Annotated in this window: 22 protein-coding genes and 1 pseudogene; 11 read left to right on the top strand and 12 right to left on the bottom strand. The window is 67.9% G+C overall.

Translation table 11 applies throughout. The features are described 5' to 3' along the window. The first annotated feature begins 17 nt into the window (after positions 1-17). Positions 18-1,997, top strand: a complete 1,980-nt coding sequence (dnaG, locus tag VAPA_RS09125) for a DNA primase (protein WP_041946377.1) — start codon at positions 18-20, stop codon at positions 1,995-1,997. Positions 1,998-2,121: 124 nt separating this feature from the next. On the opposite strand, the gene VAPA_RS35090 is transcribed toward dnaG, so the two are convergent. Further along, positions 2,122-2,496, bottom strand: coding sequence for a hypothetical protein (locus VAPA_RS35090; protein WP_230559052.1), 375 nt, complete (start codon positions 2,494-2,496; stop codon positions 2,122-2,124). Between VAPA_RS35090 and rpoD the strand changes: the two genes are divergently transcribed. The 4 genes from rpoD to sugE all read left to right on the top strand — a co-directional run bounded on the left by rpoD (position 2,411) and on the right by sugE (position 7,492). Further along, positions 2,411-4,678 carry an RNA polymerase sigma factor RpoD gene (gene rpoD / locus VAPA_RS09120; RefSeq protein WP_230558982.1) on the top strand — a complete coding sequence of 756 codons (2,268 nt, stop codon included), beginning with the start codon at positions 2,411-2,413 and terminating at the stop codon, positions 4,676-4,678. The genes VAPA_RS35090 and rpoD overlap by 86 nt on opposite strands. A gap of 100 nt (positions 4,679-4,778) precedes the next feature. Beyond that, the gene (locus VAPA_RS09115) at positions 4,779-6,014 is read left to right on the top strand and encodes a multidrug effflux MFS transporter (RefSeq protein WP_021006481.1); all 1,236 of its coding nucleotides are present in this window, start codon (positions 4,779-4,781) and stop codon (positions 6,012-6,014) included. A gap of 4 nt (positions 6,015-6,018) precedes the next feature. Then, a complete protein-coding gene (locus tag VAPA_RS09110; RefSeq protein ID WP_021006480.1) occupies positions 6,019-7,152 on the top strand; it encodes an HPP family protein in 1,134 nt (377 codons plus the stop codon). A gap of 19 nt (positions 7,153-7,171) precedes the next feature. Further along, the gene (gene sugE / locus VAPA_RS09105) at positions 7,172-7,492 is read left to right on the top strand and encodes a quaternary ammonium compound efflux SMR transporter SugE (protein WP_021006479.1); all 321 of its coding nucleotides are present in this window, start codon (positions 7,172-7,174) and stop codon (positions 7,490-7,492) included. Positions 7,493-7,502: 10 nt separating this feature from the next. Here the strand turns inward: sugE and VAPA_RS09100 are convergent, their stop codons facing one another. Genes VAPA_RS09100 through VAPA_RS09090 form a run of 3 tightly spaced genes read right to left on the bottom strand, consistent with a single transcriptional unit; the run spans position 7,503 to position 10,675 of the window. Further along, positions 7,503-8,492 carry a tripartite tricarboxylate transporter substrate binding protein gene (locus VAPA_RS09100; RefSeq protein WP_021006478.1) on the bottom strand — a complete coding sequence of 330 codons (990 nt, stop codon included), beginning with the start codon at positions 8,490-8,492 and terminating at the stop codon, positions 7,503-7,505. A gap of 33 nt (positions 8,493-8,525) precedes the next feature. Then, positions 8,526-9,731, bottom strand: coding sequence for a CaiB/BaiF CoA transferase family protein (locus VAPA_RS09095; protein WP_021006477.1), 1,206 nt, complete (start codon positions 9,729-9,731; stop codon positions 8,526-8,528). Next, the gene (locus VAPA_RS09090) at positions 9,728-10,675 is read right to left on the bottom strand and encodes a hydroxymethylglutaryl-CoA lyase (RefSeq protein WP_021006476.1); all 948 of its coding nucleotides are present in this window, start codon (positions 10,673-10,675) and stop codon (positions 9,728-9,730) included. Before VAPA_RS09090 ends, VAPA_RS09095 begins: the two co-directional genes overlap by 4 nt. 98 nt (positions 10,676-10,773) lie before the next feature. Here VAPA_RS09090 and VAPA_RS09085 point away from each other — a divergent pair, with 98 nt between their 5' ends. The 3 genes and pseudogenes from VAPA_RS09085 (at position 10,774) to VAPA_RS09075 (ending at position 13,446) form a co-directional block, all read left to right on the top strand. Further along, on the top strand, positions 10,774-11,691 hold the full coding sequence (locus VAPA_RS09085) for a LysR family transcriptional regulator (RefSeq protein ID WP_021006475.1): 918 nt from the start codon (positions 10,774-10,776) through the stop codon (positions 11,689-11,691). A 121-nt stretch (positions 11,692-11,812) separates the two neighbouring features. Beyond that, positions 11,813-12,706 (top strand): annotated as a pseudogene (locus tag VAPA_RS09080) (MBL fold metallo-hydrolase); the annotation flags it as partial. Beyond that, positions 12,700-13,446: a DsbA family protein gene (locus tag VAPA_RS09075; protein WP_021006473.1), complete on the top strand. Its 747-nt coding sequence runs from the start codon at positions 12,700-12,702 to the stop codon at positions 13,444-13,446. The pseudogene VAPA_RS09080 and the gene VAPA_RS09075, both read left to right, overlap by 7 nt. 19 nt (positions 13,447-13,465) lie before the next feature. Here the strand turns inward: VAPA_RS09075 and VAPA_RS09070 are convergent, their stop codons facing one another. The 7 genes from VAPA_RS09070 to VAPA_RS09040 all read right to left on the bottom strand — a co-directional run bounded on the left by VAPA_RS09070 (position 13,466) and on the right by VAPA_RS09040 (position 21,069). Next, entirely contained in the window at positions 13,466-15,163 is a 1,698-nt protein-coding gene (locus VAPA_RS09070) for a tannase/feruloyl esterase family alpha/beta hydrolase (RefSeq protein WP_021006472.1), read from the bottom strand. Positions 15,164-15,237: 74 nt separating this feature from the next. Continuing rightward, positions 15,238-15,942: an ABC transporter ATP-binding protein gene (locus VAPA_RS09065; protein ID WP_021006471.1), complete on the bottom strand. Its 705-nt coding sequence runs from the start codon at positions 15,940-15,942 to the stop codon at positions 15,238-15,240. Continuing rightward, positions 15,935-16,699, bottom strand: coding sequence for an ABC transporter ATP-binding protein (locus VAPA_RS09060; protein WP_021006470.1), 765 nt, complete (start codon positions 16,697-16,699; stop codon positions 15,935-15,937). Before VAPA_RS09060 ends, VAPA_RS09065 begins: the two co-directional genes overlap by 8 nt. Then, a complete protein-coding gene (locus VAPA_RS09055) occupies positions 16,696-17,703 on the bottom strand; it encodes a branched-chain amino acid ABC transporter permease (RefSeq protein ID WP_021006469.1) in 1,008 nt (335 codons plus the stop codon). The genes VAPA_RS09060 and VAPA_RS09055 overlap by 4 nt, the downstream gene beginning before the upstream one ends. Continuing rightward, positions 17,704-18,576: a branched-chain amino acid ABC transporter permease gene (locus VAPA_RS09050; protein ID WP_012746890.1), complete on the bottom strand. Its 873-nt coding sequence runs from the start codon at positions 18,574-18,576 to the stop codon at positions 17,704-17,706. A gap of 341 nt (positions 18,577-18,917) precedes the next feature. Beyond that, positions 18,918-20,093 carry an ABC transporter substrate-binding protein gene (locus VAPA_RS09045; protein WP_021006468.1) on the bottom strand — a complete coding sequence of 392 codons (1,176 nt, stop codon included), beginning with the start codon at positions 20,091-20,093 and terminating at the stop codon, positions 18,918-18,920. A gap of 202 nt (positions 20,094-20,295) precedes the next feature. After that, entirely contained in the window at positions 20,296-21,069 is a 774-nt protein-coding gene (locus VAPA_RS09040) for a GntR family transcriptional regulator (protein ID WP_021006467.1), read from the bottom strand. 164 nt (positions 21,070-21,233) lie between these two features. Here VAPA_RS09040 and VAPA_RS09035 point away from each other — a divergent pair, with 164 nt between their 5' ends. From VAPA_RS09035 to VAPA_RS09025, 3 genes are read left to right on the top strand one after another with little or no spacing between them, the layout of a single operon-like run. Further along, positions 21,234-22,355 carry a 5-methyltetrahydropteroyltriglutamate--homocysteine S-methyltransferase gene (locus VAPA_RS09035; protein WP_021006466.1) on the top strand — a complete coding sequence of 374 codons (1,122 nt, stop codon included), beginning with the start codon at positions 21,234-21,236 and terminating at the stop codon, positions 22,353-22,355. 27 nt (positions 22,356-22,382) lie between these two features. After that, the gene (locus VAPA_RS09030) at positions 22,383-23,048 is read left to right on the top strand and encodes a glutathione S-transferase family protein (protein ID WP_021006465.1); all 666 of its coding nucleotides are present in this window, start codon (positions 22,383-22,385) and stop codon (positions 23,046-23,048) included. A gap of 34 nt (positions 23,049-23,082) precedes the next feature. Continuing rightward, the gene (locus VAPA_RS09025) at positions 23,083-24,462 is read left to right on the top strand and encodes a phospholipase D-like domain-containing protein (protein WP_021006464.1); all 1,380 of its coding nucleotides are present in this window, start codon (positions 23,083-23,085) and stop codon (positions 24,460-24,462) included. Here VAPA_RS09025 and VAPA_RS09020 read toward each other — a convergent pair. Then, positions 24,440-25,159 (bottom strand): TetR/AcrR family transcriptional regulator, encoded by a 720-nt coding sequence (locus tag VAPA_RS09020; RefSeq protein WP_021006463.1) that lies wholly within the window; start codon positions 25,157-25,159, stop codon positions 24,440-24,442. The two genes, VAPA_RS09025 and VAPA_RS09020, sit on opposite strands and share 23 nt — an antisense overlap. Positions 25,160-25,175: the final 16 nt, after the last annotated feature.

The raw sequence follows: 25,175 nt of genomic DNA, 5'->3' as shown, positions 1-25,175 counted from the left end.
TGCCGCTCTTCGCCTACATGACCATCCCCGCTTCTTTCATCCAGGAACTCATCGCGCGCGCCGACGTGGTGGAAATCGTCGGGCGCTATGTGCAGCTCAAGAAGGCCGGCGCCAACTTCATGGGCCTGTGCCCGTTCCATGGCGAGAAATCGCCCTCCTTCTCGGTCAGCCCCACCAAGCAGTTCTATCACTGCTTCGGCTGCGGGGTCCACGGCAACGCCATCGGCTTTCTCATGGAGCACGCGGGCATGGGTTTTGTCGAGGCGGTGCACGACCTCGCCGGCCAATACGGCCTGCAGGTGCCCGAGGACGATGCCTCCCCCGCCGAACGCGCCCGCGCCGCCAACCAGCGCCAGAAGCAGGCCACGCTGACCGACGTGCTCGAAAAAGCCGGCGAGGCCTACCGCAAGGCCCTGCGGCAGGCGCCGGGCGCCATCGAATATTTGAAGGGCCGCGGCGTCTCGGGCGAAGTGGCCAGGCAGTTCGGCATCGGCTACGCGCCCGCCGGCTGGCGCGCGCTGGCCAGCGTGTTTCCCGACTACGACGACCCCCTGCTGGCCGAAAGCGGCCTGGTGATCGTCAACACGGAAGACGGCGCCGAAGACGCCAAGCGCTACGACCGCTTCCGCGACCGCGTGATGTTCCCCATCCGCAACGTGAAGGGCGAATGCATCGGCTTCGGCGGCCGGGTGCTCGGCGACGAAAAGCCCAAGTACCTGAACTCGCCCGAAACGCCCGTGTTCAGCAAGGGACGCGAACTCTACGGCCTGTACGAGGCCCGCGCCGCCTTCCGCGAACGCGGCTATGCCCTGGTGACCGAGGGCTACATGGACGTGGTCGCCCTGGCCCAGCTCGGCTTCCCGAATGCCGTGGCCACGCTCGGCACGGCCTGCACCACGGAGCATGTGCAAAAACTCTTCCGGTTCACCGAATCGGTGGTGTTCAGCTTCGACGGCGATGCGGCCGGCCGCCGCGCCGCGCGCAAGGCGCTCGATGGTGCCCTGCCCTATGCCACCGACGTGCGCAGCATCAAGTTCCTGTTCCTGCCGGCCGAGCACGACCCCGACAGCTTCATCCGCGAATTCGGCGCCGATGCGTTTGCGCGCTTCATCCAGGAAGCCACGCCGCTGTCGCGCTTCATGCTCGAGGCCGCGCGCGAGGGCTGCGACCTGACCACCGCGGAAGGCCGTGCGCACATGACGAGCAACGTGCGTCCGCTCTGGAGCGCCATGCCCGACGGCGCGCTCAAGCGCCAGCTGCTGAGCGAGATCGCCGCGCTGGTGCAGCTCGACGCCGCGGCGCTTTCGGAACTCTGGGCCTCCACCCCGGGCCCGCGCAAGGCGGCTGCGGCGCCAGGACAGCGGCATGCCGAGCCGGGCCACGAGAGCGAATACCCGGACATGCCGCCGCCGGCCGAGTACGAGCCGCCGCGCTATGAAAGCGATAGCAAGCCGCGCAAATTCACCAAGGGCAAGCGCTGGGGCGGCAAATTCGAGGCGCCGATCGAGCCGCTGCGCGGCCGGGGCAAGCCGCCAAGCCGGCCGGACGTCGCTGCGCGGCTGCTGCTGTCGAACATGGCGCAGTGGGACGCGCTGTCGCACGAGCTCCACCTCATGCTGTGCGATCTGCCGGGCCCGCACGGGGCGCTTTTCACCTGGCTCGACAGCCAGCTGCACGAGCACGGCGTGCAGCCGTGGGCGGCGCTCCGCGAAGGCATGCGGGGCCTCGATTTCGAGGCGCTGGCGGAGCGCCTCATGAGCGTTTCCGAAAGCGCCCCGGTCCCCGAAGGCGAGGAAGAACAGCACCTGGCCGATGCCGCCAAGGAGCTCGCGAGCGTGCTCGATTTCATGCTCGACGACCGCCTGAAGGCCCAGCAAAGCGAGGCCATTGCCGCCGTCGGAAAGGACCCGAAGGCGCTTGAACGCTACAAGGCGCTGGAGGCCAGGCGGCTCGAATTGCGCAACCGATTGAACCCGCGTGGTGCAGAAACTGCTTGAAATTTGCGCAATAGGCTATAATGTAAGGCTTCGCAACTGGCGAAATTAGGCAAGAGCGACAGCAGCACCTCCGGGCCGACCCCTAGCGCAACGCACTCCAACGGAAAAAATCCCGCGGAAAGGGTCAATAACCGCAAGGACTGCACACCAAATGTTCGCCCGACATCTTGCCTGACGAGGAATTTCTTCCTCTTTCCCAATTGTTTCTGTCCGTGCCTGTGCGCGGACTTTGTGTCTTGCCCGTGCCTGTGACGGGTGTGGCGGCGCTGCCCGTGTGGCGGTGCGCCTGTGATTTCGCTTGGTCCATCTTGCTGTAACGAGGTCGTATGCCCAGTTCAAAGAAGCCTGCTCCTTCACTCGCCAAAAGCGTCGCCGCTAAGTCTGTTGCAGAGAAACCGTTGAAAGCTGGCGTTATGCCGGCAACTAAGTCGGGTGCCGCCGCGTCCAAATCGGCAGCCGCAACGAAAGTGAAAACCGTGCCCACGAAATCGACCTCCATCGACGATCCGAAAAAAGCTGCCGCCAAGGCAGTTGCCGCCGCCCCTGCCGCCAAGAAAGTAGGCCGCCCGCCCAAGGCCGCCGGCGCTGCCGCGCCCGCCACCGGCGCCAAGCGCGGCCGCAAGCCCAAGGCCGGCAACGAAGCGTCCGAGAGCGACATCGACCTGTCGGACATCGAGGAAGACCTGGCCGGCGACGAACCGGCGGTTGCCACGACCACCGAGGAAAAGGTCAAGCCGCTGCGCATGAAGATCAGCAAGGCGAAGGAACGCGCCTTGATGAAGGAGTTCGGCCTCGACGAGACCGTGCTGTCCGAGGAAGACCTGGCCAAGCGCCGCTCGCGCCTGAAGACGCTGATCACGCTCGGCAAGACCCGCGGCTACCTCACGCACGGCGAAATCTCCGACCACCTGCCCGACAAGCTGGTCGACGCCGAGACCATGGAAGTCGTGGTCACCATGCTCAACGACATGGGCGTGGCGGTGTACGAGCAAACGCCCGATGCCGAGACCCTGCTGCTGAACAACACCGCCCCCACCGCCACCACGGTGGAAGAGGCCGAGGAAGAAGCCGAAGCGGCCCTGTCCACGGTGGACAGCGAATTCGGCCGCACGACCGACCCGGTGCGCATGTACATGCGCGAAATGGGTACGGTCGAGCTGCTCACGCGCGAAGGCGAAATCGAAATCGCCAAGCGCATCGAAGGCGGCCTGATGGCCATGATGGAAGCCATCTCGGCGTCCCCCGCCACCATCGCCGAAATCCTGCGCCTGGCGGCCGACATCCGTGAAGGCAAGGTCGTCATCTCCACCGTGGTGGACGGCTTCTCGAACCCCAACGAGGCCGACGACTACGTGGCCGAGGAAGACTTCGACGAATTCGACGAGGAAGACGACGACGACGGCAAGGGCGGCTCCAAGGCCCTCACCAAGAAGCTCGAGGAACTCAAGCGCGATGCGCTCGAGCGCTTCGACCGCATTGCCTCGATGTTCGAGAAGGTCCACAAGATCTACGACAAGGAAGGCTACGGCACGCCGGCGTACGAGAAGGCCCAGCAGGCCCTGTCGGACGAGCTCATGACCATCCGCTTCACGGCCAAGACCATCGAGAAGCTGTGCGACCTGGTTCGCACCCAGGTCGACGACGTGCGCAAGAAAGAGCGCGAACTGCGCCGCATCATCGTGGACAAGTGCGGCTTCCCGCAGGACGAGTTCATCCGCGACTTCTCGGGCTACGACAAGAACGGCAATCGCGTGGCGTCGAACCTGCTGAACCAGAAGTGGGTCGAGAAGCAGGCTGCCGCCGGCAAGCCCTGGAGCGCCGTGCTGGCGCGCAACATTCCGCCGGTGCAGGAACTGCAGCAGAAGCTCGCCGACATCCAGTCGCGCGTGGTGGTGCCGCTGACCCAGCTCAAGGACATCAACAAGCGCATGAACGAGGGCGAATCGTCCTCGCGCGATGCCAAGAAGGAAATGATCGAGGCCAACCTGCGCCTCGTGATTTCCATCGCCAAGAAGTACACCAACCGCGGCCTGCAGTTCCTGGACCTGATCCAGGAAGGCAACATCGGCCTGATGAAGGCGGTCGACAAGTTCGAATACCGTCGCGGCTACAAGTTCTCGACCTACGCCACGTGGTGGATCCGCCAGGCCATCACGCGCTCGATCGCCGACCAGGCGCGCACCATCCGCATCCCGGTGCACATGATCGAGACGATCAACAAGATGAACCGCATCTCGCGCCAGCATCTGCAGGAGTTCGGCTTCGAGCCCGATGCCGGCATCCTGGCCGCGAAGATGGAGATCCCGGAAGACAAGATCCGCAAGATCATGAAGATCGCGAAGGAGCCGATCTCGATGGAAACCCCCATCGGCGACGACGACGATTCGCACCTGGGCGACTTCATCGAGGACAGCAGCAACACCGCGCCCATCGAGGCCGCGATGCAGGCCGGCCTGCGCGACGTGGTCAAGGACATCCTCGACTCGCTCACGCCGCGCGAAGCCAAGGTGCTGCGCATGCGCTTCGGCATCGAGATGTCGACGGACCACACGCTGGAAGAAGTCGGCAAGCAGTTCGACGTGACGCGCGAGCGCATCCGCCAGATCGAGGCGAAGGCACTGCGCAAGCTCAAGCATCCGTCGCGTTCGGACAAACTGCGCAGCTTCATCGATACTCTGTAATCCGGGTTCCCTGAAGCCACAAGCGCCCGCAGCGCCCCGTCATACGGGCGGCGGGCGCTCTCTTTTGTGCAACGCAAACAAGAAGAATGGAGCCATCGCCATGAATCCCGATGCAGACAAACTCTGGCAGGCCCCGCGCTGGGCACTGGCCGTGCTGCTCGCGGTGCTGGGCATGCTGGGCCCCTTCTCCATCGATACCTACATTCCGGCCTTCTCGGGCATTGCGCGCTCCATCGGCGCCACGCCCGCCGAGATGCAGCAGACGCTTTCGGCCTACCTGTTCGGCTTTGCGTTCATGAACCTGTTCCATGGCGCGCTGTCGGACAGCTTCGGCCGCCGGCCGGTGGTGCTGTGGGGCCTCGCGGTGTTCACGCTCGCCTCGCTGGGCTGCGCGCTGTCGCAGAACATCGCGCAACTGGTGCTGTTCCGCGGACTGCAGGGGCTTTCGACCGGCGCGGGCATCGTGGTGTCGCGCGCCGTGATCCGCGACATGTTCCCGCCCGCCGACGCGCAGCGCGTGATGAGCCAGGTGACCATCTACTTCGGCGTGGCACCGGCCATCGCGCCGATCGTCGGCGGCTTTCTCTTCGTGCATGCCGGCTGGCATGCCATCTTCTGGTTCCTGGTGGCGGTCGGCGTGATCCTGTTCGCGGCCAACTACAAGCTGCTGCCCGAAACCCTGCACCAGAGCCAGCGCCAGCCGTTCCAGGTGCGCCACCTGATGCGCGGCTACTGGGACCTGTGCTCGGACCCGCGCTTTCTGCTGCTCGCGTTCGCAAGCGGCGTTCCGTTCAACGGCATGTTCCTCTACGTGCTGGCCGCGCCTGCCTTTCTCGGCGACCACCTCGCACTGGCGCCGACGCAGTTCTTCTGGTTCTTCCTGCTGACCATCGGCGGCATCATGTCGGGCGCGTGGGCCAGCGGCCGCATGGCGGGCAAGGTGGTGCCCAAGCGGCAGATCCGCGACGGTTTCCTGATCATGCTGGTGACCTCGCTGGTCAACGTCGTGGCCAACGCGCTGTTCACCGCGCACGCGGCCTGGGCCTTGTGGCCGCTGGCGGTGTTCGCGTTCGGCTGGGCGCTGATGGTGCCGGTCGTCACCTTGCTGGTGCTCGACCTCCATCCGGAGCGGCGCGGCATGGCCTCGTCGCTGCAGGCCGTGATCGGCTCCACCGCCAACGGCATCGTCGCCGGCGTGGTGGCGCCGCTGGTCATGCATTCCACGCTGGCGCTGGCGCTCACCTCGATGCTGATGCTGGGCATCGGCCTGGTCGCCTGGGTCTGGCTGCACGGGCGCTGGCCCGAGATCGGCCGCCGGGTGGCTGCGGAGGTCTGACGCGATGGCACAGTTTTCCGCATTGCTGACGCATGCGCGCGCCTGGCTGCCAGGCCGCAACACCGTCGATGCGCGCGAGCGCATGCGCGCCGTGGCCGGCGCGGCCATCGGCATCGTGATCACCGCGCTGCTGTGTCGCTGGATGGCGCAGGCGGCAGGCATCAGCGTCTGGCTGATCGCACCGATGGGCGCGAGCGCGGTGCTGGTGTTTGCCGTGCCCGCGAGCCCGCTGGCGCAGCCCTGGTCGGTCATCGTCGGCAACACGCTCTCCACGCTGGTGGGCATCGCCTGCGTCCGCTGGATACCTGATCCGGCCTGGGCCGCGGCATTGGCTGTGGGCGCCGCCATCGGGCTGATGTTCGCCACGCGCAGCCTGCATCCGCCGGGCGGCGCCGCGGCGCTGCTGGCGGTGCTGACACACACCACGGATTTCTCGGCGGCCCTGTTCCCCACCCTCGTCAACTCGCTGCTGCTGGTGCTGGTGGGCGTGGCCTACAACACGCTCACGGGCAGGCGCTATCCGCATGTGCAGGTGGTGCGCCCGCCCTCGGCGGACGCCCGGTTCAGCCAGGCCGACATCGATGCGGTGCTGGCGCGCTACAACCAGGTGCTCGACATCAGCCGCGACGACCTCGAGTCGCTGATCCAGCAGACCGAACTCGAGTCGTACAAGCGCCGGCTCGGCACCTTGCACTGCGCCGACATCATGTCGCGCGACCCCGTGTCGGTGGAGTTCGGCACGCCTCTGCAGGAAGCCTGGATGCTGATGAACCAGCGCCGCATCAAGGCGCTGCCCGTCACCGACCGCACGCGCCGCGTGGTCGGCATCGTGACGCAGGCCGACTTCTTCCGCCAACTCGACCTGGAGCACCACGAAGGCATTGCCGGCCGGCTGCGCGACCTGATCCGCGCCACGCGCACCGTGGTGTCGAACAAGCCGGAGGTGGTGGGCCAGATCATGACGCGCCAGGTGCGCGTGGCCAGCGCGGACCGCCCCGTGGTCGACCTGGTGCCGCTGTTCTCCGAGGGCGGCCACCACCATATCCCCATCATCGACCATGAAAAGCGGCTCACCGGCATGATCACGCAGTCGGATTTCGTGCGCGCTCTCTACCGTGCCGTGCGGCCGGAGAACTGAAACTTTTCAAGGAGCGCGCATGGCGTGGATCGTTTTGCTGGTGGCGGGCCTGCTCGAAATGGGCTGGGCCATCGGACTGAAGTACACCGAAGGATTTACCAGGTTCTGGCCTTCCGTCGGCACGGCGATCTCGATGGTGCTCAGCGTGGTGCTGCTGGGCTGGGCGATGCGCTCGCTGCCCGTGGGCACGGCCTACGCGGTGTGGACCGGCATCGGCGCCGTGGGCACGGTGATCCTGGGCATCGTGCTGTTCCACGAGCCCGCCAACGCGGCGCGGCTGGTCTGCGTCGGCCTGATCGTCGCGGGCATCCTCGGCCTCAAGTTGACGAGCGCGGCCTGAATTCCGCGCTTCACTCCAGCACGACGTTCGCCTTCTTCACCAGCGCCGCATAGCGCGCCGCCTCGCTGCGGAAGTAGCTCAGGGCCTGCTCGGGCGAGGTGGGCTTGATGATGTTGCCCTGCTTGTCCATGGCCTCGCGGACCTCGGCGCTCGTGAAGGCCGCGGCCACGGCGTCGTGCACGCGCTGGACGTCGGCGGCCTGCATCTTCGGCGGTCCGATCACCGCAAACCAGCCGCCTTCCACGGCGTAGTTCGGCAGGCCCTGCTCCGCGATGGTCGGAATGTCGGGCGCGGCCGGCGAACGCGCCGGTCCGCACAGGCCGATGGCGCGCAGCGCGCCGCTCCTGAGGTGCGGCTGCACCGCGGGCAGCGCCACCACGCCCATCTCGACCTGGCCCGCGATCATGTCGGTGACCATCGGGCCGGTGCCCTTGTAGGGAATGTGGCGCGCCTTCACGCCGGCCTCGTCCATGAACATTTCGCCGGCCAGGTGGATGATGGTGCCGTTGCCCGACGAGGCGTAGTTGTAGCCCTCGGGCTTGGCGCGCAGCAGCGCCACCAGTTCCTTCACGTTCTTGGCGGGCAGCTTGGGATTGACCACCAGCACCAGCGGCGTCGCGCCCACCACGCTGATCGGCGTCACGTCGCCGATGGCGTCGAAGGGCATCTTCTTGTACACGGCCGGGTTGATGACGTGGTTGTTCGACACCATGCCGAGCGTGAGCCCGTCGGGCGCGGCCTTGACGAGCACCGAGGTGCCGGTGATGCCGCCCGCGCCGGGCAGGTTCTCGATCACCACCGGCTGGCCGAAGGCCTTGCCGAGCGCGACCGAGGCCGCGCGCACGATGGCATCCACGCCGGAGCCGGCGCTGATCGGCAGGATGAAGCGGATGGGCTTGTCGGAGCCCTGCGCGAGTGCGGGGCATGCCGCCGCTGCGGCGGCGCAGGCGCCGAAGCCCAGGACGGCGCGACGGGTCATCGGAGGAAGGATCGTGTGCATGGCTTGTCTCTCTTTGTGGTTCTAAAAAGGTGCTCAGGCGACGGCCGATTCGGCCTGCATCGCCGCCATCTGCGCGTCGGCGTAGCCGAGCTCGGCCAGCAGCTCGCGCGTGTGCTCGCCGAGTGTCGGCGGATCGAGGCGCACGCCCAGGCGCCGGCCGTCGAGCGTGATCGGGAACAGGGTCGTCTGCGCGGTCTGGCCGGCGCGCTCGCCGTCGGGCAGGCGGATGTCGGCGAGGCCGCCGGTCGCCTTCAGGTGCGGATCCTCGTAGAGGTCTTCGGGCCGCACGATGGGCGCGAAAGGCAGGCCACGCGCCTCGAAGATCGCCGACAGTTCCGCAGCCGGGCGGTCGGCCAGGCGCCGGCGCAGGTCCGCCAGCAGCGTGGGCCGCAGGCGGACCCTGTCGTTGTTGGTGCGCAGGGCCGGGTCGGCCTTCAGGTCGTCGAAGCCCAGCGCGTCGCAGAACACCGTCCATTGCGCGTCGCTCACCGCGGCCAAGAAGATCTGCTCGCCATCCTTCACGGTGAACACGTCGTACAGCGCCCAGGCCGAGATGCGCTCGGGCATCGGCGCCGCAGCCTGGCCGGTGATCGCGTATTGCAGCATGTGCTGGCCGACCAGGAACACGTTGTTCTCGAACAGTGCCGACTGCACTTCCTGGCCCTTGCCGGTCTGCGCGCGCTGCATCAGCGCGGCCATCGCGCCGATGGCGCCGAACATGCCGCCCATGATGTCGTTCACGCTGGTGCCCGCGCGCAGCGGGTCGCCGGGACGGCCCGTCATGTGGGCCAGGCCGCCCATCATCTGCACCACCTCGTCGAGGGCGGTGCGGTGCTCGTAGGGGCCGGGCAGGAAGCCCGTGTGGTTGACGTACACCAGCCGCGGATTGAGCTTGCCGAGCGCGGCGTAGCCGAGGCCGTACTTGTCCATGGTGCCGGGCCTGAAGTTCTGCGCCACCACGTCGGCGGTGGCGCACAGGCGCAGCGCCGCTTCGAGCCCCTGGGGATGGCGCAGGTCCAGGGCGATGCTCTTCTTGTTGCGGTTGAACATCGGGAAGAAACCGGCACCGGCACCCAGCAGGTGCCGCGTGCGGTCGCCGCCGATCGGCTCGACCTTGATGACCTCGGCGCCCAGGTCGGCCAGCACCATGCCGCAGGTCGGGCCCATGACCATGTGCGTGAACTCGACCACGCGGATGCCGGCGAGCGGCAGGCGTTTTTCTTCGGCCGCCGCGCTCATAAGGCCACTCCGGCAGTCGCCACGAAGGTCTTCGGAAAGCCCGCGCGCCAGACGGTGCCCTGCAGCGTTTCGCCTTCGAGCCACCCGGCCACGCGCTGGCGCAGTTCGAGCAGCTTCGGCAGATCGACGCCGGTCGAAATGCCCATGCTTTCGAGCATGAAGACGAGGTCTTCGGTGTCGACGTTGCCGCTGGCGCCGGGCGCGTGCGGGCAGCCGCCGATGCCGGCCAGGCAGGCGTCGAAGCGCGTGATGCCGACCTCCAGCGCGGCATACACGTTCGCGAGGCCGAGGCCGCGCGTGTCGTGGAAATGGCCGCACCACAGGCGGTCGCCCGCGATGCGCAGCGCGCGCTCGAACAGGCTGCGGACCATGGCGGGATCGGCATAGCCGACGGTGTCCGCCAGGCTCACGCGGTCGGCGCCCGCGTCGAGCAGCGCCTGCATCAGGCGCAGCACCTCGTCGGGCGCCACATGGCCCTGGATCGTGCAGCCGAAGGCCGTGCCCACGCCGCCATCGATCAAGGTCTTCGAACCCGCGGCGTCGCGCGCGGCGCGGATGCGGGCGACCTCGGCCACCACCTCGTCGGGCGTCTTGCGCAGGTTGGCCAGGCTGTGCGCATGGCTGGCCGACAGCGGCACCATCATGAGATCGGCCTCGCCCGCGATGGCGAGTTCCGCACCCCGCAGGTTGGGCACCAGCACCGAGGCGAAGAGCCCGGGCAGCGCCTTCGCATACGCCAGCAGTTCGGCCGTGTCGGCCAGTTGCGGCAGCAGGTGCGCGGGCACGAAGGAACCGACTTCGATCTCGCGCTGTCCGGCGGCATGCGCATCGCGGATCCATTCGAGCTTGCATGCGGTGGGCAGCACCCGGGCGATGCTCTGGAGCCCGTCGCGCAGCCCCACTTCGCGAACGACCGCGCGTGGCGGCAGGAAGGCGTGATTCAAAACTTGTCTCCGTCGTGAGGGTTGACGCCGATCTTAGAAGTTCCGATTTGGTCCAGAAGGTATATTTTGGAAGTCACTTGCTTCCATAACGGAACATCATGAGAGACCTCGACCTGACCACCCTCCGCCTCTTCGTCTCCGTCTGCGAGACCCGCAGCATCGCGCGCGCCGGCGAGCAGGCCAGCATCGTCGGCTCGGCCATCAGCAAGCGCCTGGCGCAGCTCGAGGACGCCGTCGGCACGCCCCTGCTGCTGCGCAAGCGCCGCGGCGTGGTGCCCACCCCCGCCGGCGAAACGCTGCTCGAGCACGCGCGCGCGATGCTGGGCAGCGCCCTTCGCATCGAGCGCGACATGGCGGCGTATGCGGGCGGCGCCCGGGGGCATGTGCGCATCCTCGCCTCGGCCTCGGCGCTGGCCGAATCGCTGGCCGAGGACGTGGCGAACTTCCTGCAGAACCCCGCGCACCGGAACATCCGCGTCGACATGGAAGAGCGCGTCAGCCCCGAGATCGTGCGCGGCATCCGCGAGGGCAGCGCATCGATCGGCCTGTGCTGGGACGCCGCCGACCTGGAAGGCCTGCAGCGGCGCAGCTACCGCACCGACCACCTGGCGATCGTCGCGCACCCCTCGCACCCCGTGGCACGCCACGGCGAGGTGCGCTTCCAGGACGTGCTCGGCCACGAATTCGTCGGCATGCCCGCGCTGAGCGCCGTGCAGCTGATGCTCGCGCGCGAGGCGGCGGTGGCGGGCAAGCCGCTGGTGTACCGCGTGCTGGTGTCCAACTTCGATGCCGCCCTGCGCGTGGTGCGGGCCGGGCTCGCGATCAGCGTGGTGCCGGCCGAAGTGGCACAGCCCTTTACCGACACCTACGGCCTTCGGCTGATGCCGCTCGCCGATGCCTGGGCACGCCGGCGCTTCGCGATCTGCTTCCGCGACGAAGCGACGCTCTCGCCGTCGGCGCAACTGCTGGTGGCGCACCTCGAACGGTGCGCGGCGGATCGGGTTTCCGTCGGCTGATTTGTCCAAAAATAGAAACTATTCATTGGCAAAACCAGGGTTTTTGTTTCTATTCGTGGAACCTAACATCCGGTCTGTTCACGTTGCCATCCCGCCAACGCCACGCCACCGAAAGACCCGAATGTTCCGCAGAACCCTTCTCTCCGCTGCCGCCCTTTCCGCCGCCTTGTCACTCGGCGCCCTGACGGCCCAGGCCGGCGAGCCGCTCAAGCTCGACGTGTACAACCCCGGCGCCAAGTCGATGTTCCCGGTGTCTTCCGAACTGGTCATGGGCCAGACCGATGCCGTGCTGATCGACGCGCAGTTCCAGCGCAACGACGCCGAAGCACTGGTGCAGAAGATCAGGGCCAGCGGCAAGAAGCTGACCACGGTCTACATCAGCCACAGCGACCCCGACTACTACTTCGGCCTCGACGTGATCCAGGCCGCGTTCCCCGATGCGAAGATCCTCGCCACGCCGCAGACCGTGGCCGCCATCCAGGCCTCCAAGGACGGCAAGCTCGCGCACTGGGGCCCGATCCTGAAGGACAACGCCCCCAAGGCGCTGGTCGTGCCCGAGCCGCTGGCCGGCGACAGCATCACGCTCGAGGGCCGCAAGATCCAGGTCGTCGGCCTCGACGGCCCCACGCCCGAGCGCACCTTCGCATGGATTCCCTCGCTCAAGGCCGTGGTCGGCGGCATCCCGGTCTCGGCCAACATCCATGTGTGGGTGGCCGACACGCAAACGCCCGCCTCGCGCCGCGACTGGATCAAGACGCTCGGCCGCATCGAGGCGCTGCACCCGAAGACCGTGGTGCCCGGCCACTTCGAGCCGAACGCCGATGGCAGCGCACCCTACTCGGTGGCCTCGGTGAAGTTCACGCGCAGCTATCTGCAGGCCTTCGAGACCGAGTCGGCCAAGGCCAAGGACTCGGCCGCGCTCATCGCCGCCATGCAGAAGCGCTATCCGAAGCTGGCACACGCCTCGTCGCTCGAGCTGGGCGCCAAGGTCATCAAGGGTGAAATGAAATGGCCGCAGTGAACGACAACACGTCGGCAGCAGGCGCCACGCTGCACTACGTCTTCGATCCGATGTGCGGCTGGTGCTATGCGGCCGCGCCGCTGGTCGAGGCAGTGCGCAACGTGCCGGGCCTGAAGGTCGAGTTCCACGGCGGCGGCATGATGACCGGCACCAACCGGCGCGCGATCACGCCGCAGTGGCGCGACTACGTGATGCCGCACGACCGCCGCATCGCCGAACTCACGGGCCAGCCCTTTGGCGAGGGCTATTTCGACGGCCTGCTGCGCGACACCGGTGCGGTGATGGACTCCGAGCCGCCGACCACTGCGGTGCTCGCGGCCGAGGCGCTGCGAGAGGGCGCTGGCCTCGACATGATCCATCGCCTGCAGCGCGCGCACTATGTCGAAGGCCGGCGCATCGCCGATGCGGATGTGCTCGGGGCGTTGGCGACGGATCTCGGTTGCGATGCAGACGCCTTCGCATCGGCCTTCTCGCGCCTCGCCGGCGAAGCGACCTCCGAGCACATCGCCGCAAGCCGCCGGTTGCTGCAACGCGCAGGCGGCCAGGGCTTTCCGACCTTTGTGCTGGCGCAGGCCGACGGCACCGCGAGCCGCATCGACATCGGTCCCTGGCTCGGCCGTGCCGAGGAATGGAAGGCGCAGCTCGCCAGGCTCGTGGTGCCCTCGCCCGCGACGACGACGATGGCGGCTGGCGCCGGTCCGATGTCATGCGGACCCGACAGCTGCGCGGCCTGAGCCGTTCAGTTCCTTTGCGCTACCTGCTGCACTGGAAACTGGCGGCCTGCAATGCATCGCCGCCCGTGTGGCGCGGCCACAGCGGCCATTCGCACAGCGGGCGCGCACGCACGACCTTGAACGGCGGCTGCACTTCCTGTTCGACCAGCTGCAGCCCGCTCGGCGCACGGCCGCGCTCGACCCAGTCGGCCAGCGCGCCGAGCATGTCGACGTTGGCCGGGGCGCCGCTGCCCACATGGTCGACGCCGGGCGCGGTGTAGAGGCGCATGAAGCGATCCACGTTGTCGCGGCCCATGCGGGCGACGACCGACTCGTAGTAGCGGATGCCCGCGAACGGACTCTGTGCATAGTCGGCCATGTGCTCGAGCATCAGCAGCCTGCCGCCGCGTGCCTGGAAGGCGCCCAGGTCGGGATTCGTCGAATCCATCAGCTGCGAGACGGCGGCAATGCGCGCAGCGAAGTCCTCCGCACGGTAGCTGCGCACGTCGATGGACGGATTGCGCGCATAGAAATACTGCAGCGCCCCGCTGCCGTAGAACCACGCGATGCCGTTGCTCGGCTGCGGCGGCACGGCCGGCGCGCTGGTGCCCGTCCACCACGCATTCCATCCGCCCATCGACGCGAAAGCCGGCGTCGCCTCGCCGCCGATGCCCCAGCCCGGGTACTCGGTGACACCGTTGGCCAGCGGCACGGGCGAGCGCCACGGCGAACGCAGCGTGCGCACCGCCTGCGCCTGCGCATCGTTCAGGCAGTTGTCGCCGCTCGTGCCCGCCGCGCAGCGCAGGCTCGCCGGATCGAAGCGCTGCAGGCAGGCCACCGGGTTCGACACGATCCGGTCCGCCGCGCCATCCGCGGCGTCGCACGATGCGAGCACGGCGTTGTGCACCAGCTGCACCTGCGCGGGCCGCAGCCACCCTTCGCCGAAGGTGACGATGCCGTTGCGCGTGCCGGCGTGCTGGAGCCCGGTCCAGTTGATGACCGGCACCCGGCTGAAGATGCCGTCGAAGTCCTGCGGATAGCGCTGCGCCATCGTGAGCGCCTCGCGTCCGCCTTCGGAGCTGCCCATGAAGTACAGCTTCTGCGGCGCCTGCCCGTAGGCGCGCTGCATCAGCGCCACGGCCACGTCGCGCACCTTCTTGTACGAGGCATGGGCGAAGTTGGCCAGTGCCTCGTCGTTGAGCGCAAAGGCCTGCGGCGGCTGGCCCGCCACGTTCTGGTGGCCGGAGTCGGTGCCGTAAGTGACGTAGCCCTGCGCCAGCGGCGTCGGCTGGTCGAAGCGCGCGGCCGGCACCAGCGCAAGGCCGGTGATCAGCGTGCCGTTGAAGCCGCCGCCGCCGTACTGCACGCTGCGCCCGTTCCATGCGAGCGGCAGGTTGACCCGGAACAGGATCGGCGGAGCCGCGGCGTCGAGCGGCGCGATGCGGCCGAGCACCTTGCAGTGCGCGGGTATCGCCGGCGTGATGCGCGCGGCGGGGCTGGGACCGCGCTCGGCGACGGCAAGCGCCGTGGCGGGAACGAGCGTGGCCGAGTCGATCGTCGCCGCGCCGCTCGGCAGGCCGATCGCAGTGGGTGCGACCGGCGCAACGAGGGCCGCGCAGGTCGCCACCGGATTGGCGCCGAGGCCGAGGTTCGTCGGGCCGGTGGTGCCGCAAGCAGCGAGCAATGCGGCGGCCGCCAACATGGCGCCCCCGCAAAACTTGGTTTTCGGGATCGCCATTTGTCTGTCTCCTGGTGGTTTGTCGTCAGGGGCCGGTTGCTATGCCGGGCACTGTGCGCTTCGGTGGGCGTTCATCAGCGCGCCACGCCCAGCAACCGTTCGAGCACCTGCGGCTGGCTGCGCAATGCCGCAGCACTGTCGGCATGCACGATGGTGCCGTGGTCCAGCACCACCGCGTGGTCGGAGATCGCGAGGATCGCCTGCGGATGCTGCTCCACGATGATCGCGGCCAGCCCCTCGTCCTGCGTGATGCGGCGGATCGCCCGCAGCAGCTCTTCCACGATGATCGGCGCCAGCCCTTCGAGCGGTTCGTCGAGCAGCAGCAGCTTCGGGTTCAGCACCAGCGCGCGGCCCACGGCCAGCATCTGCTGCTCGCCGCCGGAGAGCTGCGTGCCCAGGTTGGTCTTGCGCTCGGCCAGGCGCGGGAACATCTCGTAGACGCGCTGCGGGTTCCACTTTCCGGGCCGCTCCACCGCCGTGAGGTTCTCGTGCACCGTGAGCGACTTGAAGATGTTGCGCTCCTGCGGCACCCAGCCGATGCCGGCCGCCGCGCGCTGGTGCGGCGCGAGCTTGTGCAAGGCTTGCCCGCCGAGCGAGATGGTCCCGCCATGCTGCCGCGTCGCGCCCGCCAGCGTGTTGATCAGCGTGGTCTTGCCCGTGCCGTTGCGGCCCAGGAGCGCCAGTGTCTGGCCTTCGCCGAGCGTGAACGCCACGTCGTGCAGCACCACGGCCTCGCCGTAGCCGGCGCTCAGGTTCTCGATGCGCAGCAGCTCAGACATGAGCATGCTCCCCGTGGCCCAGATAGACCTCTTTCACCTTCGGATCGTTGGCGATGGTTTCGGGATCGCCCTCGGTCAGCAGCGTGCCGTTGACCAGCACCGTCATGCGGTCGGCAAAACTGAACACCAGGTCCATGTCGTGCTCGATCAGGAGCACCGACACATCGGCCGGCAATGCGGCCACCGTCTGCAGCAGCTCCTCGCGCTCGCCGGCGGGCACGCCCGCCACCGGCTCGTCGAGCAGCAGCACGCGCGGCTCGCAGGCCAGCGCAATCGCGATCTCCAGCAGGCGGCGCTTGCCATAGGCCATGAACCTGGTCTGCTGCTGCGCCACGTCGCCGAGGTGGAACTGCTCCAGCAGCTGCGCCGCGCGTTCCGTCACGGCCTTGCTCGCCCCCAGCGGACGCCACCATTGCGACGCGATGCCCTGGTGCTGCGACACCACCAGCGCCAGCGTTTCGAGCGGCGTCATCGAGTCGAACAGCTGGTTGATCTGGAAGGTGCGCACCAGCCCGCGCGCCACGCGCTTGTGCGGCGCGAGCGTGGTGATGTCTTCGCCGAGCAGCGAGATACGGCCTTCGGTGGGCACGAGCACGCCGGTCAACAGGTTGATGAGCGTGGTCTTGCCGGCGCCGTTGGGGCCGATCAGCGCATGGCGCGCGCCGCGCTTGAGTTCCATGGTGACGTTGTTGGTGGCCGTGATGCCGCCGAAGCGCATCACCAGCCCGTGTGTCGAAAGCACGGTTTCGGCCGTCATGCCGCACCCTCCTCTTCTTTCTTCTTTCCGGCGCCCAGCCACGTCCACGGCTTGAGCACGCGGTCGCGCCCCACGAGCACCAGCAGCACCAGCAGCAGCCCGATCCAGAACATCCAGTACTGCGGCGTCACGGCCGAGAGCCAGTTCTGCAGCAGCTTGAAGACGATGGCGCCCGCCACGCCGCCATAGAGCCAGCCCACGCCGCCGATCACCAGCATCAGCAGCACGTCGGCCGAGCGGTCGAAGGCCAGCACGTCGAGCGAGGCAAAGCCCGTGGTCTGCGCCAGCAGCGCGCCCGCAGCACCGGCAATGCCGGCCGCCACGGTGTAGATGACCACGAGCCGCGACACCACCGGAATGCCGATGGCCATGGCGCGCAGCCGGTTGTCGCGGATCGCCTTCAGCGTGGCGCCGAAGGGCGAATGCACGATGCGCCGCATCGCGAGGAACAGCAGCAGCATCACGGCCAGCGAATACCAGGCCGCCGTGCGGCCGTACAGGTCGAATTCGAACAGGCCGAGCACCGGCCCCATCACCACGCCCTGCAGGCCGTCGGCGCCGCCGGTGAGCCAGTCGAGCTTGTTGGCGAGTTCGAGCAAGAGCAGTGCGGTGCCCAGCGTGACCATCAGCCGCGTGAGGTCGCTGCCGCGCAGGATCGTCACGCTCGCCAAGAGGCCGAGCACGGCCGACAGCACGGTGGCCACCACCAGCCCCACGGTCGGGTCCGGCATCACGAGCTTGGCGAACAGCGCCGCGGCGTAGGCGCCGAAGCCGAAGAAGGCGGCATGGCCGAGCGAGACGATGCCGGTGTAGCCGAGGATCAGGTCGAGCGACATCGCGAACAGCGCGACGATGGCGATCTCGTTGACCAGCAGCGAATGCGAAGGCACGACGAAGGGCAGCGCGAAAGCCACGGCCCAGGCCACGAACTCGAGCGGGCGCCAGCGCGCCTTGCGCAGCAGGGCCGATTCGTAGGTCGTCGTTGTGGAAGAAGGCGCGCTCATTCAACGCCCTCCCTTGCGCGTGAACAGGCCCTGCGGCCGCCACATCAGGATCAGGATCATGAGCAGGTAGACGGTGAACGCACCCATCTTCGGAATGAAGTACTTGCCCGCCACGTCGGCAATGCCGAGCAGCAGCGCGGCCGCGAGCGGCCCGGTGATCGACGAGGTGCCGCCGACCGACACCACGATCAGGAAATAGATCATGTACTTGAGCGGAAAGGTCGGATCGAGACCGAGGATCTCCGCGCCCAATGCACCGCCCAGCCCCGCCAGCCCCGAACCGACCGCGAAGGTCAGCAGGAACACGATGTTGACGTTGATGCCCAGTCCCGCCGCCACGCGCGGATCGTCGACCGCGGCGCGCAGCCGGCTGCCGAAGCGCGTCTTCGACAAGATGAGCTGCAGCACCACCGTGAGCACGGCGCACACGGCGATGATGAAGAGCCGGTAGTGCCCCATGCCGAGCAGCAGCGCGCCGTCGCCGACTTCGGTGCGCCCGCGCAGCCATTCGGGCAACTGGATGTTCTGCTGCGACGAGCCGACGAAATAGTCGACGGCCGCCACCGCCATGAAGGCCAGGCCGATGGAGAACAGCACCTGGTCGAGATGCGGCTTGCCGTACATGGGCCGGTAGAGCGTGCGCTCGAGCAGCGCCCCGGCCAGTGCCACCACGATGAACGCGAGCGGCAGGCAGGCCAGGAACGGCACGCCCAGCTTCTGCATCGCAAACACCGTGAGGTACCCGCCCGCCATGGCGAAGGCACCGTGCGCGAGGTTGATGAAGTTCATCAGCCCGAGCGTCACGGCCAGCCCCACGGCGAGCACGAAGAGCAGCATGCCGTAGGCGATGCCGTCGAAAAGAATGGTCAACATGTCAAATTTCTTGCCGCGTGATGGCGTGGCTCTCGTTTCGGATGCTTCTGTTCAGGGCGCGTGCCCAGGCCACCGGGTACTCCCCTGCGCGCATGTCCCCCGCCTTCGGCTCCTCCTTGATTTCGCTGCGGGGAGCACCCGATGCCCTGTGCACTGGGCACGCTCTTTGTGTACCGCTGATCAACAACCGCTCTGCATAACGATCCCGCCGATGGGGTGCCTTGCGCAGCGAAATCAAGGGGGAGGCCGCAGGCCGGAGGACATTCGCTTCGCCGCGTACCCCGTCGGCGGGAGCGCGCCCTGAACAACAGCGCGCCGAACAAAGCACTTCATGCGCCCAGTCACTTTGCCTTGCCCGGATCCTTCACGCCCTTGATCACGTCGAACTCGACGTTGTAGAGCTGGCCGTCCTTCTTCTCGACCTTGCGCAGGTACACGTCCTGCACGATGTCGCGCGTCTGCGCGTCGATGTACACCGGGCCGCGCGGGCTCTCGAAGATCTGGCCCTTCATGGCGGCCAGCAGCGCGTCGCCGCCGCCCTGCCCCTTGGTGGCCTTGAGCGCTTCGTAGATCACGCGCATGCCGTCATAGCCGCCCACGGCCATGAAGTTGGGGCGCATCTTCGGGTTGGCCTTCTGGAAAGCCTCGACGAACTTCTTGTTCGCGGCCGACGGATGCGCGGCCGAGTAGTGGTGCGAGGTGACCACGCCCAGCGCGCCCTCGCCCATGTCGTTGAGCTGGTCGTCGTCGGTCACGTCGCCGGTGGCGATCATGCGGATGCCGGCCTTGTCCATGCCGCGCTCGAGGAACTGCTTCATCACGGCCGCACCCGCACCCGAGGGAACGAAGACGAACAGCGCGTCGGGCTTGGCGTCGCGCACCTTCTGCAGGAACGGCGCGAAATCGGGGTTGCGCAGCGGCACGCGCAGCTTCTCGATCACCTTGCCGCCGTTGAGCTGGAAGCGCTCGCTGAAGAACTTCTCGGCGTCGTTGCCCGGGCCGTAGTCGGCCACCAGCGTGACCACCGTCTTCACGCCGTTCTTGGGCGCCCAGTCGCCCATGGCCACCGACACCTGCGGCAGCGTGAAGCTCGTACGCACGATGTAGGGCGAGGCCTCAGTGATGCTGGAAGTGGCCGCAGCCATCACCACCTGCGGCGTCTTCGACTGCGTGGCCAGCGGCGCGGCGGCCAGTGCGGCCGGCGTGACGCCGAAGCCCGCGATCACGTTCACCTTGTCGTTGACGATCAGTTCCTGCGCGAGGCGCTTGGTGACGTCGGGCGTGGCCACGTCGTCCTTGACGATCAGCTCGATCTTCTTGCCCGCGACGGTGTCGCCGTTCTGCGCCATGTACAGCCGGGCCGCCGCTTCGATCTGCCGGCCGGTGGACGCCTGCTGCCCCGTCATCGGCAGGATCAGGCCGATCTTGAACTTGTTGCTGTCCTGCGCAGTGGCAAGCGACATGGAAAGCGCAAGCGCCGTGAGGCCTGCGGTCTGGATGAGGTGACGTCTTTGCATGAGGTTTTCCTTGGAGGGGCGGAATGCGAATCGGGGGCTATTTTCAACACTTTGCAACATCCGGCGGAGCAGGCAATCACCTACTCCATCGGCGGGGCGCGCCATTGTTGCGCGATGAACAAATGAACTGCGCGATGATCGCGCAGCGCAACGGGCTGCGCGCGTGCATCCATTGGCGATCGCTTTTCATCGAAGGGGCCGCTCAGCCGCGCCGGCGGATCAACTGCACGCCGGGCAGCGGGCGCTGCTCGGCGCTGGGCGTGCCATGCAGCGCCTCGCGCAGGTTGCGCCGTGCGAGGCGGCTGTGCTCGCGCATCAGCGCCTCGGCGCGCGAGCCTTCGCCGGCTTCGATGGCATCGAGCACCTGCAGATGCTGGTCCTGTGCGATCACGAGCATGTCGCGCGCGGCGGGCGAATTGGCCTGCACGATGACGAAGCCCGAGGGCGACGCGAACGGCAGGTTGACCACGCGCTCGAGCTGCTGCGCAATCACCGGACTGGCCGCCATTTCGCACAGCAGCGAATGGAACTTCTCGTTGTGCGTCACGTAGCGCGAGAAGGCCGCGTCGTCTAGCGCGGGCTCGCGCAGCAGTTCGTCGATGCGTGCCAGGCAGGCGCGCGCCTCGCGCAGCACCACCGGCGCCGCGCCGCGCTCGGCCGCGAGCCGCGCCACCAGGCCTTCGAGCGTGCCGCGCAGCTCGATGGCATCGGCCACGTCGCGCTCGGAAAAAGTGCGCACCGCGTAGCCGCCGTTGGGCAGCGCCTCGAGCAGGCCTTCCTGTTCGAGCCGCATGAGCGCGCTGCGCACCGGCGTGCGCGACACGCCGAGCTGCTCGGAGATGGCCACCTCGGCAATGCGTGCACCGCCGGGCAGTTCGCCGGCCAGGATCATTTCGCGCAGCCGCAGCTGCGCCTTCACGGCCTGCGAGCCGCCGCCGTCCACGGGCTCGGCGGGTGGCGCAGCTGCGGCCTTCATGCTGTTGCGGGCGATTTCATGAATACCCAATGTATACAGAATTCATGATGCTTTCGCGGGATAAGCGCCAAAACAAGGGTAAATACCAGGTCTGCTGTACACACTGATGCCGGTTCCTGAGGCGATACGATGTCCCATCGTTTTCAGCCATGACGGAGATCACCATGTCCCAGCACGCCGCCCTGCCCGCCCGCTACGACCACGTCGGCAGTTTCCTGCGCCCCAGATACCTGCTCGAAGCGCGCGAGCAAAAGGCCAAGGGCGAGATCACGCCCGAGCAACTGCGCGAGGTCGAAGACAGGGCCATCACCGAGATCGTCCGGTTCCAGGAAGACGTCGGTCTGAAGAGCATCACCGACGGCGAATTCCGCCGCACCTACTTCCACATCGACTTCCTCGACCAGCTCGGCGGCGTGAAGACCGACATTCCGGTCACGATCCGCAAGCCCGACGGCACCGAGGAACTCGCGCCGCCCGCGATGCGCGTGATCGACAAGGTGCGCCACATCAAGGACATCCAGCTCGCCGACTTCCAGTACCTCAAGAGCCAGGTCTCGGCCGGCCGCACGCCCAAGGTGACGATCCCTTCGCCGACCATGCTGCACTTCCGCGGCGGCCGCGCCGGCATCAGCAAGGAGGCGTACCCCGAGCTCGACCCGGTGTTCTACGACGACGTGGCCAAGGCCTACGGCGACGAGCTGCGCTCGCTGGCCGCCGCCGGCTGCACCTACGTGCAGATGGACGACACCAACCTCGCCTACCTGTGCGACGAGCACATGCGCGAGGCCGCCCGCAAGCGCGGGGACGACCCGAACGAACTGCCGCACCGCTATGCCGCCTTCATCAACAAGGTGGTGGCGCAGAAGCCGCCGGGCATGCTGCTGGCCATGCACCTGTGCCGCGGCAACTTCAAGAGCACCCACGCCGCGGCCGGCAACTACGAGCCGGTGGCCGAGGCGCTGCTGAAGGAAATGGACCTCGACGCCTACTTCATGGAATACGACGACGCCCGCTCGGGCGACTTCAAGCCGCTGCGCTACCTGCCCAAGGGCAAGACGGTGGTGCTGGGCCTCGTGACCACCAAGTTCGGCGAGATGGAAGACAAGGACGAACTCAAGCGCCGCATCGAGGATGCCGCCAAGTACGCCCCGCTCGAGCAGCTCGCGCTGTCGCCGCAGTGCGGCTTCTCGAGCACGGTGCACGGCAACAACATCGCGGTGGAGGCGCAGCGCGCCAAGCTGCGCCTGGTGATCGAAACCGCGCAGGAGGTCTGGGGCTCGACCTGAGGCGCCTTTCATGGTGAAGTCGGGGGCATGACGACTCAGATCTATTCCGCCCCCCTCAGCATGTTCGGCGCCAAGGTGCAGATCGCCGCGCTCGAAAAAGGCCTCGATTTCGAACTGGTGATGGTGCCGTTCACCAAGGACGACACCTACGAACCCAAGCACCCCGAGGTGCTGCGCGTCAATCCCGTCAAGCAGCAGGTGCCGATCCTGATCGACGGCGATGTCGAGCTGTTCGACTCGACCCAGATCTTCGAGTACCTCGAAGACCAATACCCGACGACTGCGCTGTGGCCCCAGGGCATTGCCGAACGGGCCCGCGCGCGGCAGCTCGAGCAGAAGTCGGACGAAGTGTTCTTCCCCAACGTGATCCGGCTCTTCGGCCTGCAGCACGACATGCAGAGCGCACCCGCCGTGGCGGCCTGCGCCGCCTGCGCGCGCTACTACGAGGAAATGGAAGGCCTGCTGGCCACGCGCGAATACCTGGCGGGCTCCTACTCCTTCGCCGACATTGCCTTCTACATGGCGCACGTGTTCGCCGACCGCAAGGGCGCCGGCATGACCGACGCGACGCCGCGGCTCGTGGCCTGGCGCGGCCGCGTGGGCGAGCGGCCCGCGGTGCGCGCGGCGGTCGACCCCATGATGCGGTTCCTGGCCTCCCAGGGGCGCGGCGTGCCCGCCTTCCTGCAACGCTGACCGGCGCGGACGAACCCTCGGGCCTCATTGCCACATGCCGAATACGAAGTTCGACTGGCTCCCCTCACCGTCCCAGCATTTTCTTGTCGTCACCTTTGCGCTGCTGGTCTATGTGCTGACCACGCGCGCGCGCCGCGAACAGCGCGCCCCCACCACGGCCATTGCCTGGGTCATGGGGCTGGTGCTGATGCCCTACGTCATCCTGCCGATGTACCTGCTGTTCGGCCAGCGCAAGCTGCGCCCCGCGGGCTCGCCGCGGCCCGCGCGCACGGCTGCGCCGGGGCACTGGGCCGCCGACCTCATCGAGAGCTTCGGCCTCGCGCCGCCGGGGCGCTGCGACATCCGGCTGCATGCCGACGGCGACGCCGCCCGCGAGGCGCTGTGGCAGGTGATCGACGGCGCGCGCGAACGCATCGACGTGTGCACCTTCATCATCGGCGACGACGCGCTGGGCCGCGCGGTGATCGAACGGCTGGCGCAGCGCGCGCGCGAAGGCATCAAGGTGCGCGTGCTGCTCGACGGCTTCGGCGCGCTGACCCTGCCGCGCCGCCACATCCGCCTGCTGCGTGCGGCGGGCGGCGAAATCGCCGTGTTCCGCCCCTTCTTCAGCCTGCGCCGCATCGGGCCGCGCAACCTGCGCAACCACCGCAAGTTCACCATTGCCGACGACGGCTGGCTGTGGTCCGGCGGGCGCAACCTCGCCGGCGAATACTTCACCGGCAACGACAGGCACCCCGAAGCCTGGCGCGATCTTTCGTTCGACCTGCGCGGCAGCGTGGCCGCCGCGGCGGCGCGCCAGTTCGACCACGACTGGAGTTCGGTGCGCGGGCGCAAGGCGCGCGCCGTCACGGCCGATGACGTGGAGGAAAGCCCGGGCAGCGCCATGGCGCAGTTCCTGCCGAGCGGCCCCGACCAGACCGAGGACACCGCCCATGCGCTGCTGATCGACGCCTGCTTTCGCGCCGAGCACCGCGTACTCGCCGTCACGCCCTACTTCGTGCCCGGCGACGGGCTGCGCGATGCGCTGCGGCTGGCCGCCCGGCGCGGCGTGCAGGTGACCATCGCCATGCCCGCGCGGTCGAACCACCGCCTGGCCGACTTCGTGCGCGCACGCGCCATGCGCGACCTGGCCCGCGCGGGCGTGAGCTTTCGCATGCTGCCCTTCATGGCCCACGCCAAGGCCGTGGTGGTCGACGACGAGCTGGCCATGTGCGGCTCCATCAACCTCGACCTGCGCAGCCTGCTGCTCAACCACGAGGCGGCCGTGGTGTTCTACGGCCCGCGCGAGATCGACTGGCTGGCCGAGTGGATCGACACCACCGCTTCCGCCGGCGAGCCCTACCGCGCGCGGCGTCCGGGCCTGGTGCGCGACGTGGCCGAAGGGCTGCTGCTCACCGTCGCTTTCCAGCTCTAGCAGGCGCCGCGGTCCTGGCCGCCTCCTTCGCGATGGCATCGAGGCCGGCGAACACGTAGCGCATCAGATCGTCCGCCAGGCCCTCGGCATCCTTCAGGGCCGGCAGCACCTTGCCGGCCAGGTCCTTGGGGGCCACGGTCATCACGATGCAGGGCAGCACCGCGAACAGCAGGGCCCGCTGCACCGAGGGATGGTCCTCGGGCAGGCCCATGATGCCGCCGATCAGGCCGCGGATCAGCCGGGCCTTGGGCAGCACCGCCTGCCGGATCAGCGCAGGCAGCGCCGGCGAAGGCGACAGCGCCTCGCGCAGCACCACCCGGAATCCCCAGGGTGCCCTGGGCTGGCTGCCCAGCTCGATCAGGTGCGTGAGGAACGCGCGCAGCTTGAACCGCGGATCGCCAGCCTCGCTGGCCAGGCTGACCAGTTCGTCCATGCTCACGAGCTGGCGGTGCGCCTCGATCAGCACGGCTTCATAGAGCCCGTCCCGGCTGCCGAAGTGGTAGTTGACCGCCGCCATGTTGGTGCCGGCGCGCGTGCAGATTTCCTTGCTGGTGCTCTCGGCGAAGCCGCGCTCCGCAAACAGCTGGCCCGCGGTTTCGAGGATGTGCAGGCGCGTGGTGCTGCCGTCGGTGCGCTGGATGCGCGCCGCACCCTCGCGCACAGCGGGGGAACGGGGATTGGAAGAGCGTGTCGCCATGCGCCGAGGTTAATCG

This window comes from Variovorax paradoxus B4, from assembly GCF_000463015.1.
GTDB classification, from domain to species: Bacteria; Pseudomonadota; Gammaproteobacteria; order Burkholderiales; family Burkholderiaceae_C; genus Variovorax; species Variovorax paradoxus_E.
This window is presented reverse-complemented; position numbering and strand designations above follow the sequence as displayed.

Bases quoted from the DNA above. Each gene is read 5' to 3' on its own strand.
- dnaG (WP_041946377.1), top strand. From the start codon at position 18: ATGACCATCCCCGCTTCTTTCATCCAGGAACTCATCGCGCGCGCCGAC.
- rpoD (WP_230558982.1), top strand. From the start codon at position 2,411: ATGCCGGCAACTAAGTCGGGTGCCGCCGCGTCCAAATCGGCAGCCGCA.
- VAPA_RS35090 (WP_230559052.1), bottom strand. From the start codon at position 2,496: ATGGAGGTCGATTTCGTGGGCACGGTTTTCACTTTCGTTGCGGCTGCC.
- VAPA_RS09115 (WP_021006481.1), top strand. From the start codon at position 4,779: ATGAATCCCGATGCAGACAAACTCTGGCAGGCCCCGCGCTGGGCACTG.
- VAPA_RS09110 (WP_021006480.1), top strand. From the start codon at position 6,019: ATGGCACAGTTTTCCGCATTGCTGACGCATGCGCGCGCCTGGCTGCCA.
- sugE (WP_021006479.1), top strand. From the start codon at position 7,172: ATGGCGTGGATCGTTTTGCTGGTGGCGGGCCTGCTCGAAATGGGCTGG.
- VAPA_RS09100 (WP_021006478.1), bottom strand. From the start codon at position 8,492: ATGCACACGATCCTTCCTCCGATGACCCGTCGCGCCGTCCTGGGCTTC.
- VAPA_RS09095 (WP_021006477.1), bottom strand. From the start codon at position 9,731: ATGAGCGCGGCGGCCGAAGAAAAACGCCTGCCGCTCGCCGGCATCCGC.
- VAPA_RS09085 (WP_021006475.1), top strand. From the start codon at position 10,774: ATGAGAGACCTCGACCTGACCACCCTCCGCCTCTTCGTCTCCGTCTGC.
- VAPA_RS09075 (WP_021006473.1), top strand. From the start codon at position 12,700: ATGGCCGCAGTGAACGACAACACGTCGGCAGCAGGCGCCACGCTGCAC.
- VAPA_RS09070 (WP_021006472.1), bottom strand. From the start codon at position 15,163: ATGGCGATCCCGAAAACCAAGTTTTGCGGGGGCGCCATGTTGGCGGCC.
- VAPA_RS09065 (WP_021006471.1), bottom strand. From the start codon at position 15,942: ATGTCTGAGCTGCTGCGCATCGAGAACCTGAGCGCCGGCTACGGCGAG.
- VAPA_RS09060 (WP_021006470.1), bottom strand. From the start codon at position 16,699: ATGACGGCCGAAACCGTGCTTTCGACACACGGGCTGGTGATGCGCTTC.
- VAPA_RS09055 (WP_021006469.1), bottom strand. From the start codon at position 17,703: ATGAGCGCGCCTTCTTCCACAACGACGACCTACGAATCGGCCCTGCTG.
- VAPA_RS09050 (WP_012746890.1), bottom strand. From the start codon at position 18,576: ATGTTGACCATTCTTTTCGACGGCATCGCCTACGGCATGCTGCTCTTC.
- VAPA_RS09045 (WP_021006468.1), bottom strand. From the start codon at position 20,093: ATGCAAAGACGTCACCTCATCCAGACCGCAGGCCTCACGGCGCTTGCG.
- VAPA_RS09040 (WP_021006467.1), bottom strand. From the start codon at position 21,069: ATGAAGGCCGCAGCTGCGCCACCCGCCGAGCCCGTGGACGGCGGCGGC.
- VAPA_RS09035 (WP_021006466.1), top strand. From the start codon at position 21,234: ATGTCCCAGCACGCCGCCCTGCCCGCCCGCTACGACCACGTCGGCAGT.
- VAPA_RS09030 (WP_021006465.1), top strand. From the start codon at position 22,383: ATGACGACTCAGATCTATTCCGCCCCCCTCAGCATGTTCGGCGCCAAG.
- VAPA_RS09025 (WP_021006464.1), top strand. From the start codon at position 23,083: ATGCCGAATACGAAGTTCGACTGGCTCCCCTCACCGTCCCAGCATTTT.
- VAPA_RS09020 (WP_021006463.1), bottom strand. From the start codon at position 25,159: ATGGCGACACGCTCTTCCAATCCCCGTTCCCCCGCTGTGCGCGAGGGT.